A 16,933-nucleotide genomic window follows, 5' to 3' on the forward strand; every position below is an offset into this window, starting at 1 on the left:
CCAGATGCATCCCAGATACATCCAAGGTATTTTTTAATGTTTATATCGCACAAGAAAATCCTCAGCAGTTTTTTTGAACGCCTCATTAACACCAAGAGGCGGTGTCCAGCTTAATATTTTCTTTGTTTTACTGATATCTACCTGTAGCGAACCCAGCAGACGTTGTGCAGCCTCACGCCTACCTAAAATCATTGCCCCTGCTTTCAATAATCCTGCATGCACAGGCAATAAGCGCACTGGCCTACCCAGTGCTATAGCCATATGTTGTAATAACTCCGTTGTTGACAGGTCTTCGTCGTCACTCACCAAAAAAGTCTGATTGGCTGCAGCAAAATGATCAATGCATGTCACAATTAAGTCAACCAGGTTATCCAGTGCCACAAGGCTGCGTTTATTATGAATGACACCTAACGGTAAGGGGATACCTTTATTCAGCCAACGCATCATAGTTAGGAAATTAGCCTTGACCCCTACACCATAAACTAAGGGCGGACGAATAATCACGACCTCCATCCCGGTCTTTTCTGCCAGTTTATACAGCCCATCTTCTGCTTCACGTTTAGAAATACCATAAGCATCAAGCGGCGCAGGATCATCTTCCGATGTATAAGGCTGATTCAAAGGCGTACTCTCACCATTTACTTTGATCGAGCTAATAAAAATAAATCGTTTTACACCCGCTGCGGCAGCTTGTCGGGCAAGATTGAGCGTACCTTCAACATTCACTCTGCGAAATTCAATGAATGAATCATTATCGGAGTCATTCATTACATGGACACAGGCCGCAGTGTGAATGATCACTTCAACACCTGACAAAGCTAAGGTCCAATCTGTGCTCGCTTCAAGGTCTCCCACTAATATCGATTGCAAACCTGAAGCCAGGTTCCCTCTTTCGCGACGCATAGCCGCCACAAGCTGGTAGCGAGTATCATCAACCAAGCAATCAACCAGTGCCGTACCCAAAAAACCAGTCGAACCCGTTAGTAGTAATCTCGCACGATTGTCTTCGCTCAAACTCTCGCTTCCAACGTTTTATAAATATCCAGGTGAGCTTGCACGATTTTTTCTATGGAAAACTCTTTTTCAGCCAATCGTCTTCCCTCCCGCCCCATACGTTGACGTAAACTAACATCCTCTATTAGCTGCTCAATTACTGAAACCAACGCCTGTTCATCGCGTGCCGGAATCAATAACCCAGTCTTACCTGGCTCAATCGCATCACGACATCCAGGCATATCCGTTGTTATAATAGCTCTACCACTCGCAGCCGCCTCAATAAGCACTTTGGGCAAACCCTCAGCATAATATGATGGCAGAACAATAATATGAGCCTTTGAAAACAGCTCAGCAATATCTGAGCGAAGCCCCAAACATTCGACGATCCCCTCTTCTTGCCAAGCCAGGACTGACTCAACAGAAACACTTTCGAGATTGCCTGTATCAGGTTCACCAATTAATTGAAAGCGCCCCTTAACACCTTTTGAGTGAATTATTCTGGCCGCTGCAACAAACTCATACACCCCCTTATCCTTTAGCAGTCTGGACGCCATTACAATAATGGGAACTCCGTCAGGCTCAGGTGTTGCCAAATAATCCCGAAGATTCACACCAGAACCACGAATCAGGCTGGTTTTATTTTTCTCTACTCCACCCGCTTTGACAAGGATATTCCTATCAGTCGGGTTCTGAAAAATCACTCGCTGATTAGGATGGTTCATCGCCAAACGATACAAAAACAACACCGCATATCGAAGGAAATTTACACGCAAGCCTGCTCTTTCCACAAACAAAAAACCCAGGCCTGAAATGGCTGATACCACTGCCGGCACCTTAAGAAGACGGGCAACAATCCCTCCATAGAGCACGGGTTTTATCGTTACTAAATGAATCAAATCAGGTTTTATCCTTTTAATCTGCTTATAAAGTTTAAAAACAGAGAAAAATTCTTTAACCGTATTTTTACCACTTCTGGAAAATGAAAATGGATGTACTGTCAAACCAATACCTTCAAGATATTCAGTTTTATTGGTCACCGTGCAGAGCAAATGAACCTCATAACCCTCATTCATTGCTTGCAAGGCAATAGGCAACCTGTGAGAGACAAAAAACCAGTCGACATTGACAATAAATAATAATTTATTATTCAACAATAATCCTTGCAAAGGACAAAGCGTAACGAAAAAAATAGGCAATCATCATTACTTATGCATCAAAACATCGAACCCTGACACCATTAATTCATTATCAGAAAAATAGTTAAAATCATCCGCAAGAGACTGCCTTTTAATCGGTAAACATTGCCACCGTCTCACATCACAAACTTCAACCATAAACTTCACCTCCTCAAACATGTTTATCATTTCAGAGAAACGAATACGGTTTGTGTAAAACCCTGAGCGAACAAAAAATTCTGACTCCCAAATGCGCTCATTGAACCGCAGATTATTAAGTGAACCACCAAGATGATCTTTCAAGTCTACTCGATGTGACACAACTCCTTTTAAAGTTAATACGCGGAAACACTCTTGCATTGTTTTGACAAATTCATGCTTTCTTACATGTTCCAATACTGCTTGCGAAAAAATTAGATCCACTGCCCCTGTTTCAATAGATGAAAAAGAAGCCAAACCTTGTGTCAAGTATCGCCCTCCACAAACAGCCAGCATCTCATCAAGAGTCTCTGCTTTAGAAATATCCGGCACATTCAGCCCTTTACTTTTAAGACCCTTAGCAAGCTTGCGGTATTGCTCAATATCAGTCGTTGCAAATGAGCCCGCATCAAGTAAGATGGCATTGGCACCATAGCATGCAGCCACAAGCGCTGTAGCAATACTGTCACCCGGCCCTATCTCCAGAATTGTTTTCCCTTGAATCTTTCCGTCTAACCCAGACCTTGATACGTGCTCATTGAATACGTTAAGCACATAAGAGGCTTGGTCCATATAACCATGGCGAAAAACCCCTACACGTTGCCAAATACCATAACCAACAGGTATCCGAGACAAAATAATTTTTGCAAAAATTTTAAACCACCAAGGAATTAGATTTTTCATGCCACATTCTCTTGCTGTTGTTCCAACCAGGCCTGGTACATCAACACATCCCATAAATAGTAATGCCACCTGCGCTTGCCGCTAATATGTTCTTGCCACATTTTCCGTATCGGAGCGGGATCAAAAAACCCCTCTTCTCGAAGACGCTTCTCACTCAGCAGTTCCTCTCCCCACTCGCGTAGGGGCCCTCTCAACCAATGCTCAATCGGCACACCAAAACCCATTTTAGGACGATCCATTAATTCACGTGGAACGTAACGATATAGAACCTCACGCAGCAACCACTTGCCTTTACCATCCCGATACTTGAGCGACATGGGCACTTTCCAGGCAAACTCCACCACGCGATGATCCAATAACGGTACCCGTGCTTCCAAACTCACCGCCATACTGGCTCTATCTACTTTAGTTAAAATATCATCGGGCAAATAGGTCATGCTATCGAGATACATCATCTGTTCACGAAAATCTGCCAATTCAGGATGCTGGTCAGATCGATTGAAAATTGTTTCTGGCTCGACTCCACCAATGACTAACTGGCTTGGCTCTTGCCAATGAGAAACCAAACGATGATAATAAGATTCACCTGATTTTTCTTTTATCACCCCTGCCAATTTTGGCAAACGATCAGCTAAATGTGGAATCTGAAACTGTTTAGGTAATAGACTCAACAAATATTCTAATGGCGCACCCGGAAAAACCTGCATCAGCGAGCCAATTAACTGTCGTAATGCGACGGGCAACCGTTGCAGCTTACGCCATATCTGATAACCCTGCGTATAACGATTATATCCACAAAAAAGCTCGTCCCCTCCATCACCGGAAAGGCTCACCGTCACATGCTTGCATGCCAGTTCGCTGACCAAAAAAGTGGGTATCTGCGAAGAATCAGAAAAAGGCTCATCCCAAATAGTCGGCAAACGTGGAATCACTGCCATCGCCTCTTCAGAAGTAACATAAAGCTCGGTATGATCGGTGCCTAAATGTTTAGCCACTGCCTTGGCATGATCGGCCTCGTTATATCCTTTTTCATGGAAACCGATAGTAAAGGTTTTAATTGGTTTCGAAGATTGAGCTTGCATTAATGCAGCGACTATCGTGGAATCAAAACCTCCTGATAAAAATGCACCTAATGGAACATCTGATGCCATACGACTACGCACTGAATGACGTAACAATCCATCCAGCTCATCGATCAGTTTTTCAGGATGGTCTGTCACTTGCTCTATCACACCTTGCCGCGCAACCTCTGCTAAATTCCAATAGCAATGCGGCTTAGAAATTTCCTGACCAAATTCACGAATCACTACAAAATGTGCAGCCGGTAATTTTTTAATACCTTTATAAATACTCCAGGGTGTTGGCACATAGTTATGACGCATAAACAATGCCAAAGCATTTCGATCTATCTGACCCTGCCAGTGTGGGTGCGCCTTAAAACTCTTTAGCTCTGAGCCGAACAAAAAACAGCCCCCATTGTGACCATAATAGAGTGGTTTCTCTCCCATGCGATCACGCGCTAAAAACAGACTCTTTTCCTCGTTATCCCATAATGCAAAAGCAAACATGCCGTTCAGATACTGTAGCGTTCTTGCCAAACCCCAATGGCGCAAAGCTGCTAATAGCGTCTCGGTATCCGAATGTCCACGCCAATCAAAATGACCTCCTTCGCGCTGCAAATCTGCACGCAAATCAACATGATTATAAATCTCACCATTAAACACCAGGGTAAAACGACCACAAGGGGATGTCATCGGTTGATGCCCTGCTGGTGTTAAATCAATAATAGCAAGGCGGCGATGCGCCATCGCCAACTCTACTGATTGATTTAGCCAAACACCTGCGCCATCTGGGCCACGGTGCTGAATACGCAAAGCCATCTGCTCAACCACCACGGCATTTGCGCCACGCTTATCCCAGTAACCCACGATGCCACACATTATTGGCTTGTTCTCTTCTCTAAAATGATTGTTTTATAGAGAGCGGTGTACTGTTCGACAATTTGACCCAAGGTAAATTTATCTTTAATTCGGCTACGTGCTTGCTCCCCTAGCAAGCGACGCTCTGCGACAGGCAATGCAAGCAGCGATTCAATACCTGCCGCGAGGGCTACTTTATCCTTAGGCGCAACCATTACACCACAATCGCCAATGACTAGCGCGCTGTCACCCACATCAGTGGCAACACAAGGCACACCTACTGCCATCGCCTCACCTAGTACATTAGGAAAACCTTCTCCCCATGCGCTTGAAAGACAAAAAACATCCATAGCACTCATTAAAGCAGCCACATCACTGCGCTCACCAAGCAAATGAAACCTACTTTGCAATGAACTTGGAATTTCTATCTTGAAGCTGGCATTATCCAAGTGGACATCTCGCCCACTGAGCAAAAAATGGGCATTAGGGTAGCGTAAAGTAATCGCCTCTGCCGCCTGTAAAAAATTAGCATGATCCTTCATCGGATGTAGCCGTGCCACATGTCCGACAACCAAAGCCTCTGCAGGAATCGCTAATTCAGCTCGTATTTGACGGCGCATATCTTCTGAGAAATTAAACTGTTGTAGATCAATCCCATTCGGAATAATCTGTCCCCTAAAGCTAACAAAACCAAAATTCTCATGCTGCTGACGCGAAAGCTGACTGTTATACAACAGGGTGTCAGGTGATGCCGAGAAAAACCGATTGGCTCTGATGACTTGGCGAGTCAGAAATTTTTCTGTCTTTATCTGATATAAAGACTGACGAATATTCCAGGCCAATGCTGCTCTTTTAAAGAAAATAGATCGCGCTAGCGTTGCCGCCAAATTACCATGATACATCCAGCCTTGAATAAGATCAGGCTGAATATTATTAATAATTTTTTTTAGGCGAAATAAAACACTAACGGTAGGTAAGCCTTTCCGCATCTCTAACGAGTAAACCAAAACACCCAGTGCTTCAATTCTTTTGCGCATTTCCCCGCCGTCTGATAGAGAAATCACAACAGGCGAAAAACGCTTCCTATCCATTCCTGCAAGCAATTTGTAAAGCATCATCTCAGCACCACCAGTATTCATACCTGTTATAATGTGCACCACAAATTTCTGGCTCATGAGTTAACTTTCAAATAATGCCAAGAGCCAAAGACTGGCAGCAAAGGTAACCAAAAAAAACTTAAATATATATGTGTAGTAATAAACCCAGAGAAAAAAATTGTCAGTACGCCCAGCCCCATAGTCATAGCAATCAGTGGATATTGCGAGGAAAGTTTCCAGGCATTGAGCAATAACATGCCAATGAATATCAGGTAAAGAAGCAATTGAACAATGCCACCCTCAATCCAGAGTAATAGATAGGTAAGATGCACACTATAAGAATGGGTAGACCATGTTCTACTTTGCCCCAACCCATGCCCCCACACCCCCCCTGAACGATTAACAATCGCATCTACCGCCTCTTCAATTAATGCTACGCGTATGCCGACACTGCCAAGCTCACTTACTGTGACATCTTCTTTATTAAACAATAATTCAAACCGATCACGTCTCTGGTTTTCAGAAAAAAAACTATCTGATATTGCAATAATTAACGCCGCCCCTATTAGCAATAATACAAAGCCCAATTTTAAAATTTTAGTAAGGTGCGTACGAATCGGATGCCGCCGCCATACTAAAGCCAGTAAAAAGTTTATAACAAAAATAACGAAAAAAAGTAGAAAACCACTAAACGATGCTGTCAAAATAAGATTTAATACCGCAAGCAGTAGGCCAATAACACCAATGAATTTCCACCATCCACGTTCTACAATGCTTAATACTAAATAAATAGGCATTACTGTAACCAAGACAATTGCAAACGAATTAGCATTACCAAATGTACCTGTAGCACGTCCAGCAATAAAAAAAGTCTCTCGTATTACTTCTGGCATAGCAGGGTACATACACGCAACCGTAATCAACATGGGTATCATATAGCCCAAAGCAACAAGGCGCAGAAATCCCCACACTTGATCAATCTTAAGCCAATAAGCAAGAAAAACCGGGAAACCGATCATTATAAATGCATATTGCCCCATAACAGAAAATAGGTTGGGGGTGTGCAGCTGTAACCCACCCCAAAGTATGCCGGTAAGGCCTGACAGTATTCCTATAGCTACAAAGACCAACCCCACCATTAACATGGAGCCATATTTATTTACTAAAAAAAAGGGGGCAGAGCATCTGCCCTTAAGACCACCTATCAATGCACCGATCAAACCTATCACTAAGATCAGATTAACCAACGTAAAACTAGTGCCTGGAATCCGAAGCTCAAAATAAGGTGCAAGCAATGCCACAAAACTTAACATCAGGCCTGCTCGGCGCGTTCGAGCCAGCCTCCCTGAACTCGGATTATGACCATCAATGAAAGAGGCGACTTTACGTCTATCCGTCTCTACGTTTATATCGGTTGACAAATGTAAATCCTGTCTTTAGCAAATTTTTGCAAAAAACTTGAACGATTCAAAAAACATTCCAATTTATATGTAACACCAGACCATAACAACAAACGATTACGCCATGTCGGAATTAGACCGAACCCATACTTTTCAAGTACCTTAAATTCACAGCGCTCTAGCAAATACCGTATATCTGTATCACTCAGTATCTTGTGACGGGGTTTACCATGAATAAAATTAGAAAATCGACACACTAAACCAGTAAAGCTCCACTTGTTAAGATGGTTATTAATAATGAGACAACCTCCATCTTCGATAACCAACCTTAATGATTGCAGGGCAGCCTCGCGTAAAGCAGGCTCAGCATTTAATACAAACCGAAATGAGGAAATCACATTAAATTTATCCAAATCCAGATTTTCTGATGTAATATCTATTTTAATCAAGCGTGCCTTAGGCACTTTTTTCCTTGCTTGCTTTAACATATCTTCCGATACATCGATTCCAACAACCTCCGAGAAATTTGGAGCTGCTATTTCCAAAATTCGGCCCGTTCCCACGGCAAAATCCAGATAACGACCTGGATGGGCTTTCCCAATACCGGAAAATTTTTCCTCTAAATACGGTCTCTCAAAATTCTCCCAGTAAAAAGATTCGGCACCCACAGCATAGCGCTGATCATATAACTTCCCCCTATCTTTTCCTTTATGGCTACTCCTATAATTTGCTATGACAATATCTCCTCTATTAAATATCCTCTGCGTGAAACGATAAAACGAGAACGTATATTATTTCTAATACTTTGTCTCATCGATTTTAGATAAGCATCTGTTAACCATAACGCCACCCCATAAAGAGCAGAGCGATCCAAAACTAATTTTGATTCTTCTTCATAACCATGAATAAACATTGATATTGCCAAATTAATCCGGTTCCACTTTATAAAAGGTACAACCCACAAGGGATACACACATGATAATACCGACACCATATGCCCCACATCATAATAAATTGATGACTTGCCGCCATGTGAATCGGGACAAAAAAGACTTGGGATTGGATCAAGGATGATTGGCATACAATCAGAGCCCCTAAGCCACACGTTCCCGGTGCCAAAATCCCCATGAAAACCGACTATTGGCGCATTATCTAAAACCTTTTCAATCTGATTTATAATGCTGCCACTTAATCCGTCTATCGCCGAAAAATCGAGCCGAACAGTCTTTGAATAAGGTGATTCGTAATAGCGATGAAATTGAGCTAGAGAACAACCAATCTTATAAAACACTTTCTCTAGATCATTAAATGCGCTCGTTCTCCAGGGTTGAATCAATACACGAAAAAAATAATAAGCAAGTAACTGGCCCTCCGGTAAATGCTCATAGACGATTGTCTGTTTTTCTGCCTGCAAGCTTACCGGCTTCGGAGCCTCGAATGTAGTTGATAACATGGAGGCACTATATAATCTCGAAACCCTTTCCCAGTCATCTTGGAATGATTTTCCATGATGTTTGTAATATAATTTCATTAAAATACACTTATCCAATACAGAATGAATATTCTTGTCAGAGGCATAGTATTATACCTTGTTAGGCTCAAACTAGCGTTTCGTCACTTTTGATTAGAAAGTCTACTAACTGTTCAATCATTTTTTCGTAAGTAACCATCAACAATGTTCAATACTCTAAAACGCTCATTATTATTTAGGAAATTGCGGCCAAAATCGAAGCAATATCGGGCTAAATAGCGTTGGCATAATCTTCAATTTTCTCCAAACAACAAAACCTAAAGCAATGCTTCTCAGGCTCACAGCAATAGATGTTGCTATAGCAGCACCAATAACACCAAGAGCTGGAATCAATATAATATTTAGCACAAGGTTCAATATAGCAGCAGCCCCAATGATCCATGATGCCTCACTCTGATGATGGGTCATAGTTAAAAGAAAGCCAACCGGACCCCAAGCGACAATCACTATTTGTCCAACCATAAGAACAAATAAAACCGAGTATTGATCTCTGAATTCCATTCCAAATAAACCGAGAAATTCTACTCCAAAATAAGCTAAAATCAAAATCAACGGTAGCGTTATTGCAAAGATAGAAACTACGGAGATAGTAATAATACGTTGCAATTCTAAAAATTTTTCTTGGTGATAGAGTTCCGATATGAGAGGCGCAACAATCTGATTTGCCGCCATTATAAAAAATGTAACTAGCCCCGCAAGCAAACTAGCAACTGCGTATTTTCCGGCCTGCGTCGGGCTTAGCAACATACCAACCATAATAATATCTGATTTAGCTAAAACCATTTGAGCGCCAGAAACTATAAACATCGGAAATATAGACTTTAACCATTCACCTTTTCGATAATTTATTCGCGCAGCAATAAAACGATTATATGAAATTCGTCTCACAAAAACCCAGGCCACTCCAAAAGCAACTATAGTGCTTACTAACTCAATCCCCATGACTAATGCAGCATTTGATACAAACCCAAAAGAATATACACAGAAAATTGTCGCGCCTATAAATATAGGTCGAAGTACGCTTTGTGGCAACTGAGCTCGCCCAATATACTTAAACGCCTGCATATATGACGAATACAGTTGCATCAATACCATAAACGGCAAGACTAGAAGCCCAACTAAAAATGTCTTTGTCAAATCACTGCCTAGCCTTTCACTTAATAACCAAATAATGAGCGCAGTAAAAAACAAGAGTAGCAACGAAGCCATTGTTGCAAGTTCGCTAGACCATCGAATATATCCGCGCACTAACCCCCATTGAGATAAACTTTGATAAGTAGAGAGATATCGTAGAGATCCCGTATCTAATCCAAGTTTTCCAATCAAGGCCAACACAGTTATCCAAGTAAAAACATAAATATACTGTCCAAATACCTCTGCCCCTAACAAGCGGGCTAATAGCAATTGCAATAAAAATACAAGCCCTACGCCTAAAGCCCTCATAATGAATGCTATGCTAGCACCACGCAAAAAAATTAAAAAAACTCCGTCACTCATGATTTTTTTGTATAAACGCATCAAGTTATTTCGTGAGCTCAAATTAGAAGTGCAACAATTGATTTAACGTTGAAGGGTATCTGATAAGATATTTTAAAACCAATTGAAATCCCTTTTTTTATGAAATATTTGGAAATCTCATCGCCGTCCTCGTCCTAAAATATCAAGGAAAAGCCAACGCTTCGCTCTTTCTCCGTCAGCGAATGAGGGACTATTGTTAAAGTAGTATTTTATCTTATCGAAACAACCCAAAGGAATGAAGATGAGGCAAAAACAAAATCATAAATCAGATGTGGATAAGCTTGTTCGCAATATCAAAAAACGTGCCCGTCGTAAATTCAATTGATAAATAGTTGATACTTCAAGAATAATATTTTCGGTACCATCGAACGAACTCCTTTATCCCGACTGATACTGACGTACATGGTTTGTAGCCGACATCGTTAATCAGACTCGATGCGTCAGCATAGGTGTCAGGCACATCTCCTGCTTGCAGTGGTAAATATTCTTTTTTTGCTTCTATACCTAATTCTTTTTCCAAGCACAGAATATAATCCATAAGCTCTACAGGCTTGTTATTTCCTATATTGTAAACTCCCCATGACGCTTTACTCGAACCTGGGTCAGGTGCTTTTGGATCCCAGTCTTGATTAGGCTGAGCTGGCTTATCCAGAGTTCTTACCACACCCTCTACGATATCATCAATATAGGTGAAATCTCGTTTGTGTTTACCGTGATTGAATATTTGTATTGGCTCACCAGCTAATATTGCTTTAGTAAATTTAAACAAAGCCATGTCTGGTCGCCCCCAAGGACCGTAGACAGTGAAGAAGCGTAAACCAGTCACTGACAACCCAAAAAGATGGCTATAGCTGTGCGCCATGAGCTCATTAGCTCGCTTGGTTGCCGCATAAAAAGAAACAGGATGATCCGCCGTATGTCGCTCAGAGAAAGGCATTAGCTCATTAGCACCGTAAACTGAGCTGGTGGATGCATAGACCAGATGCTCAACCTTATTATATCGACAACCTTCCAATATATTGGTAAAGCCTACCAGGTTTGAATCTACATAAGCATGTGGGTTTTCAATGGAATAACGCACCCCTGCTTGGGCTGCAAGGTTAACTACGCGCTGAAATTTCTCGGCCACGAACAACGCTTCCATTGCTTTGCGGTCAGCAAAATCTATCTTGCAAAACTTGAACGAATCATACTTTAATAGTAAGTCTAATCGTGACTGCTTTAGACTCACATCATAGTAATCGTTAAGATTATCGAGCCCTATTACTTCATCCCCTCTTTCGAGCAGATATTGGCTAACGTGAAATCCTATAAAACCGGCAGCGCCAGTGACGAGCACCTTCATTTATGATCCTTCGAGTTGTATTGATAGCATGGTCATTATTTGGGTAATTTGCAGAACCAATTATTATTTAATCAACAAATTTTAAGGTTACCACACAGATTGTAAATCAATTAGCACGGCCATAAACATCATCGAAACGAACAATATCATCTTCACCTAGATAACTGCCAGACTGAACTTCGATTAGCTCTAAATCAAAACTGCCAGGGTTTACCAATCGGTGTTTGGTGCCCAAGGGGATATAGGTTGACTGATTTTCGCTCAGCAAAAATTCTTCATCACCACAGGTAACACGCGCAGTGCCTTGCACAACGATCCAGTGTTCGGCACGGTGATGATGCATCTGCAATGAAAGCGAGGCACCAGGGCTGACAATAATGCGTTTGACCTGGAAACGCTCACCATGATCAATCGACTCATAAGAGCCCCATGGGCGGTAAACACGACGGTGGGTCTGATACTCTCCGCGATTACTGGCTTTCAGCCCTTCTACAATACTTTTAACCTCTTGTGCGCGGCTTTTATGCGCCACCATGACGGCATCTGCGGTTTCAACCACAATCATATCTTCAATACCTACGCTGGCAAGCAAACGGTGTTCTGAAATTAGCAGGGAATTCTTGGTATCTTTCGTCGCTACATCGCCTTTGATAACATTACCCTCTTCATTACGCTCACTGACCTCCCATAACGAAGACCATGCCCCGACATCGGACCAGCCGACATCGATAGGGATAACTGCCAGCGGAAATTCTTCCGCTAACGTCGCTTTTTCCATTACTGCATAATCAATGGAATCACTGGGGCAGGCATTAAAAACATCTGAGTCTGCACGAAAAAAATCATGGTCTTGCTTGCCTTTGTCAAACGAGGCACGGCAGACATCATTAATGTCAGGACGAAAACATTGCATGGCCTTAAGCCAGACCGATGCCTTCATCATAAAGATACCGCTATTCCAAAAATAGTCACCACTTGCTAAATAAGCTTCGGCTGTTTTCGTGTCTGGCTTTTCTACAAATTTCTCAACAATATACGAGCGATCATTATCTTGCGTAGCACCTGACTTAATATAACCATAGCCCGTCTCTGCATGGGACGGCACAATACCAAACGTCACCATCGCGCCATCGCTGGCAAGCTGTGCGCCATGCGCTACAGCCGTATTGAATGCGTCTACATCTCTAATAACATGGTCTGCCGGCATCACCAGCATAACATCGTCATTGCCTTTTTGACTGATTGCCAAGGCGGCCAAGGTTAATGCTGGTGCGGTATTGCGGCCAATGGATTCGAGAATAATGTTGCTTGCTGGTGTTTGTATTTGACGTAATTGCTCGGCCACTAAAAACCGATGTTCTTCATTACAGACCAATAAGGGGCTTTTTACAGTAAGGTCACTGTCTTCTCCCTGCTTAAGCCGGATAACGGTGTCCTGTAATAAGCTGTTTTCACTGACCAGTGCTAACAATTGCTTGGGATAATGTTCACGCGAAAGTGGCCACAAACGTGAGCCTGAGCCGCCAGAGAGAATAACGGGCTGAATTTTTGTCATGCTAAACTTTACCTGATGTTATAGCGAGCTATAGTAGCGAGAATACATAAACTATCGGCAGCAAACACGGGCTTGTTAGTCCTTCGCTTTAGCGTCTTTACCCTCATCGTTCCGGCTATTTGACGAAGCAAATTCAACCATAAAAGCCAAAACAATCCCCACAATCAACGCCAGAATAAACGCTAGCATTAAAATAAGCAGGCGCTTAGGTGAAACAATATTCTCGCTATAGGTGGCAGTACGTAATAAGCTACTAGGATAAGATTTCATCTCTTGCGTAACCTCAATCTGGCTGATTCTTCCTTGTACCTCGAGGGACTGCTCTACCAAACGAGTTTTTTCAAGGGAAAACAACGCCGCTGTTGACGTATCGCGTTGCGTAAGTTGTTTCATCTGTATATTAATATCAACAAGTGCCTTATTTATAGTTGCCTCTACACTACGCAAATAGCCCAACTGACCACCCCACACCTGCCTAGCACGATCGTACAGTTGCTGATGCTCAAACAATAATGTATCCGTCACCCCACTAAGGAAGTTTTGAGCATCACCAGGGCTGTAGGCACGAGCCGTTATTTCGATAAGCTCTGCACTACTCTTATCAGCAGACACTGAGTCTAAGCGCGGAAAACCAGGGCGCTCTTTGTCGTCTTCAATGCCATAGTCTTCTTGCAGTCGTCTAACAAGAATCGTTGACGCCTCTATTGGCTTGCCATCAGAAATGTCTTGCATGCCACCAACCAGCCCTAGCCTTAACACAGTGCGGCTTTCGTAGACCGATGGCGTGATTGCAATATATGCAACCGCAATAATCATAGCCAATACTACAATACACACGATGAGCAAATAACGTCGCCGTAACACGGCAATAACCTCGCTTAATGAAATCTCATCCTGGGGGTAAAAGAAGGGATGTTCGGTTTGTTGTCTTATTGTCTGGCTATCATCACGCACTTGCAAAATCAACTTAACTCACTAATTTAAAAGACGAATTATGACTGAATAGAGGCTGTTGAACCAGACTTTATTACAGACAAAAAAAGAGGGCGGTAAAACCGCCCCCCTACTAAACATCAAACACAAAAAATAGTGTTATTCAGTGACCGTCAAGTTCTCACGGTTTTTATCAATGGTTTTCTGTCCTATGCCTTTGACATTAGCCAAATCATCAACAGACGCAAACGAACCATTATCCTCACGATATTGAACAATGGCAGCGGCCTTCTCTGAGCCTATACCAACAAGGCTAGTTTCCAGATGGCCAGCATCGGCCGTGTTAATGTTAACGGGTGCCGCCGACACTAGCGAGCTAACCAGAAAAAATGAGAAAAATAACAGTGATAGTAAAGTTAAACGCATAACACTCTCCTTGTATAATGAGTTAATCCATTAGAAGGCAACACCAACATAGCCGCTACCTTACTGTTAAGCGTATCAACAATTAAGTAGAAAATATGTCAGCTATTTCTGACTTTATATTTTTTAAAACCATTATCGGGTTATCTGCTCGTGTAATAGGTCGACCAATCACTAAATCATTAGCACCTGCCAAAATCGCTTCAGTAGGCGTCATAGTGCGTCGCTGATCGTCTTTAACCGAGCCAGCAGGTCTGACGCCAGGACAGACAAGGCGAAGTTGGTCTCCATGTAGAGACCTCAGCTGCCTGGCCTCATGTGCTGAACACACAACTCCGTCCAGCCCGCTATCAACACTAATCTGCGCTAAACGCAGCACTGTCTCTTGCGGCTCACCCAAAACCCCCAACTCATTGAGATCCTGACGGTTCATACTCGTCAATACGGTAACGCCTATCAACAATGGCCGCGTACCGATTCGCTGAGCTAAGGCGTTGTTAGCAGCCTCAAGCATTCTGCGACCACCAAGAGTGTGAACATTGACCATCCACACGCCTAAGTCCGCTGCAGCGCAACAAGCCCCAGCTACGGTATTCGGAATATCGTGATACTTCAAATCAAGAAAAACATCAAACCCTAGCTTTACCAATGAGCGTACAAAATCAGGCCCAGCAGCCGTAAAGAGCTCTTTGCCGACTTTAACACGACACAAAGCGGGATTGATTTGTTCAACAAAATTGAGCGCGATACTTTTATTAGAAAAATCTAAAGCGACAATAACCTTTGGCTGCTCAGCATTTACGATACTCAAAATGCTAACCATCCAACGCGTTAACTGGACGCGCCAAATCCCAACGCTTACAGCTTGGACACAACCAATGTAACGATTTCGCTATATAGCCACAATGTTGGCAACAATAACCTTCATTTTGCTTAGCAAGGTGCGTGATCACCGCTAACAATTTTTTTAGCTCGCCATGTGAATCCACTTCTTTGCTATCCGAAAATAGTTCAAGCCAACTTTCGATTAATGCTAATGACGGGCGCTCTTGCAGTGATACATAGACAGCTTCGCGATAACTTTCTTCATCATTGACTTCATCCTTGGCGCTGGCATGTAATCGAAGCCTTAGCCTGTGCGTCAATGGCCCCACTTGCGCCTTAGATAAATGGCGTAAATCACCAAGGAATTTATTCACTGAGCCAAGTTGTTGATGACAAGCATAGACGCGCTCGATCACTTCGTCACTTAATTGTGGTGATTGCGCAATAAATCGATCATAGCAACGTAAAGAATTTTTAATATTGCCAGACTGCCACTCTAGTTCACCCTGCAAGAGGCTGGCTCGTGCGCACTGTGGGTCAACACCAATTGCCTGCTTGAGGTGACGCTTGACCAGCGGCACATTACTATTCTCACGTGCTTGCACAGCAAGCTCACAATAGTACTGCGCGATAATTTGATTTCTGTCTTTGCGCGAAAGCTCTATCATTTTACGTAATGTTTTTATCGCCTTATCCCATTCCTGTTCGCTTTGGTAAATATCCCTAAGAAAGCGCAGTGCTAATGCCTTATATTGCGAATTCTCCATCAATTCAGAAAAAATATTTTCTGCTCGATCAAGCAATCCCGCACTCATATAGTCTTGGCCCAGTTCTGCCAGGGCATGTGAACGTTGCTCAACATTCAAGGTCGGCCGCGCTATCAAATTTTGATGGATACGAATCGCGCGATCAACTTCTCCGCGCTTGCGAAACAAATTACCCAGAGCAAGATGCGTCTCAACGGTCTCACTGTCAACTTGCACCATCTCAACAAAGACCTCGATGGCCTTATCAGGTTGTTCATTAAGAATATAGTTAAGGCCTTTAAAATAACCAGGCTGAAGACGTTCACCTACCTTACCAAACTGCTGCTTTTTATATGAACTACGTGCTGCCAACCAGCCAGATAGCGCTGCTATAGGGAGCAACAGCCAGATAAGGTAATCGCCCATCAGGGGGTGTTAACCATCATTTTGACAGTCCTGCCAGCGCGCATTTTTCATCCAGCAAGGCGGAGCGAGTGCGGTGTGGTTGACCCACATAAGCGAGTGACAACGCCGCTGGGTGAAAAATGCGCACTGGCCCTTCGGGTTGCGCCTTCAATGGCACCATAC

General features: G+C 42.8%; 15 protein-coding genes. All 15 read right to left on the minus strand.

All coding sequences use genetic code 11. From position 1 onward, the window contains the following. Positions 1-33: 33 nt before the first annotated feature. A complete protein-coding gene (locus JKY90_06985) occupies positions 34-1,014 on the minus strand; it encodes an SDR family oxidoreductase (GenBank protein MBL4852008.1) in 981 nt (326 codons plus the stop codon). Beyond that, on the minus strand, positions 1,011-2,147 hold the full coding sequence (locus JKY90_06990; GenBank protein MBL4852009.1) for a glycosyltransferase family 4 protein: 1,137 nt from the start codon (positions 2,145-2,147) through the stop codon (positions 1,011-1,013). The genes JKY90_06985 and JKY90_06990 overlap by 4 nt, the downstream gene beginning before the upstream one ends. A 51-nt stretch (positions 2,148-2,198) precedes the next feature. Continuing rightward, on the minus strand, positions 2,199-3,053 hold the full coding sequence (locus tag JKY90_06995; protein ID MBL4852010.1) for a class I SAM-dependent methyltransferase: 855 nt from the start codon (positions 3,051-3,053) through the stop codon (positions 2,199-2,201). Further along, positions 3,050-4,993: an asparagine synthase (glutamine-hydrolyzing) gene (gene asnB, locus JKY90_07000; protein ID MBL4852011.1), complete on the minus strand. Its 1,944-nt coding sequence runs from the start codon at positions 4,991-4,993 to the stop codon at positions 3,050-3,052. Before asnB ends, JKY90_06995 begins: the two co-directional genes overlap by 4 nt. Next, positions 4,993-6,147, minus strand: a complete 1,155-nt coding sequence (locus JKY90_07005) for a glycosyltransferase (GenBank protein MBL4852012.1) — start codon at positions 6,145-6,147, stop codon at positions 4,993-4,995. The genes asnB and JKY90_07005 overlap by 1 nt, the downstream gene beginning before the upstream one ends. Next, positions 6,144-7,490, minus strand: coding sequence for an O-antigen ligase family protein (locus tag JKY90_07010; GenBank protein ID MBL4852013.1), 1,347 nt, complete (start codon positions 7,488-7,490; stop codon positions 6,144-6,146). Before JKY90_07010 ends, JKY90_07005 begins: the two co-directional genes overlap by 4 nt. After that, positions 7,475-8,137, minus strand: coding sequence for a class I SAM-dependent methyltransferase (locus JKY90_07015; GenBank protein ID MBL4852014.1), 663 nt, complete (start codon positions 8,135-8,137; stop codon positions 7,475-7,477). The genes JKY90_07010 and JKY90_07015 overlap by 16 nt, the downstream gene beginning before the upstream one ends. A gap of 62 nt (positions 8,138-8,199) precedes the next feature. Further along, the gene (locus JKY90_07020) at positions 8,200-9,000 is read right to left on the minus strand and encodes a hypothetical protein (GenBank protein MBL4852015.1); all 801 of its coding nucleotides are present in this window, start codon (positions 8,998-9,000) and stop codon (positions 8,200-8,202) included. 171 nt (positions 9,001-9,171) lie between these two features. Further along, a complete protein-coding gene (locus JKY90_07025; protein MBL4852016.1) occupies positions 9,172-10,497 on the minus strand; it encodes an oligosaccharide flippase family protein in 1,326 nt (441 codons plus the stop codon). Between the two features lie 361 nt (positions 10,498-10,858). Then, positions 10,859-11,863, minus strand: coding sequence for an NAD-dependent epimerase (locus tag JKY90_07030; GenBank protein ID MBL4852017.1), 1,005 nt, complete (start codon positions 11,861-11,863; stop codon positions 10,859-10,861). A gap of 106 nt (positions 11,864-11,969) precedes the next feature. Beyond that, a complete protein-coding gene (locus JKY90_07035) occupies positions 11,970-13,418 on the minus strand; it encodes a mannose-1-phosphate guanylyltransferase/mannose-6-phosphate isomerase (protein ID MBL4852018.1) in 1,449 nt (482 codons plus the stop codon). A gap of 75 nt (positions 13,419-13,493) precedes the next feature. Beyond that, entirely contained in the window at positions 13,494-14,384 is an 891-nt protein-coding gene (locus JKY90_07040) for a hypothetical protein (GenBank protein ID MBL4852019.1), read from the minus strand. A gap of 126 nt (positions 14,385-14,510) precedes the next feature. Further along, complete coding sequence (locus JKY90_07045) at positions 14,511-14,777, minus strand: helix-hairpin-helix domain-containing protein (GenBank protein MBL4852020.1); 267 nt, start codon at positions 14,775-14,777, stop codon at positions 14,511-14,513. Positions 14,778-14,859: 82 nt separating this feature from the next. After that, entirely contained in the window at positions 14,860-15,597 is a 738-nt protein-coding gene (gene pyrF, locus JKY90_07050) for an orotidine-5'-phosphate decarboxylase (GenBank protein ID MBL4852021.1), read from the minus strand. Beyond that, entirely contained in the window at positions 15,590-16,771 is a 1,182-nt protein-coding gene (lapB, locus tag JKY90_07055; protein ID MBL4852022.1) for a lipopolysaccharide assembly protein LapB, read from the minus strand. Before lapB ends, pyrF begins: the two co-directional genes overlap by 8 nt. Between the last annotated feature and the right edge of the window lie 162 nt (positions 16,772-16,933).

The sequence above is a fragment of the Gammaproteobacteria bacterium genome (assembly GCA_016765075.1).
In the GTDB taxonomy this organism is placed as follows: Bacteria; Pseudomonadota; Gammaproteobacteria.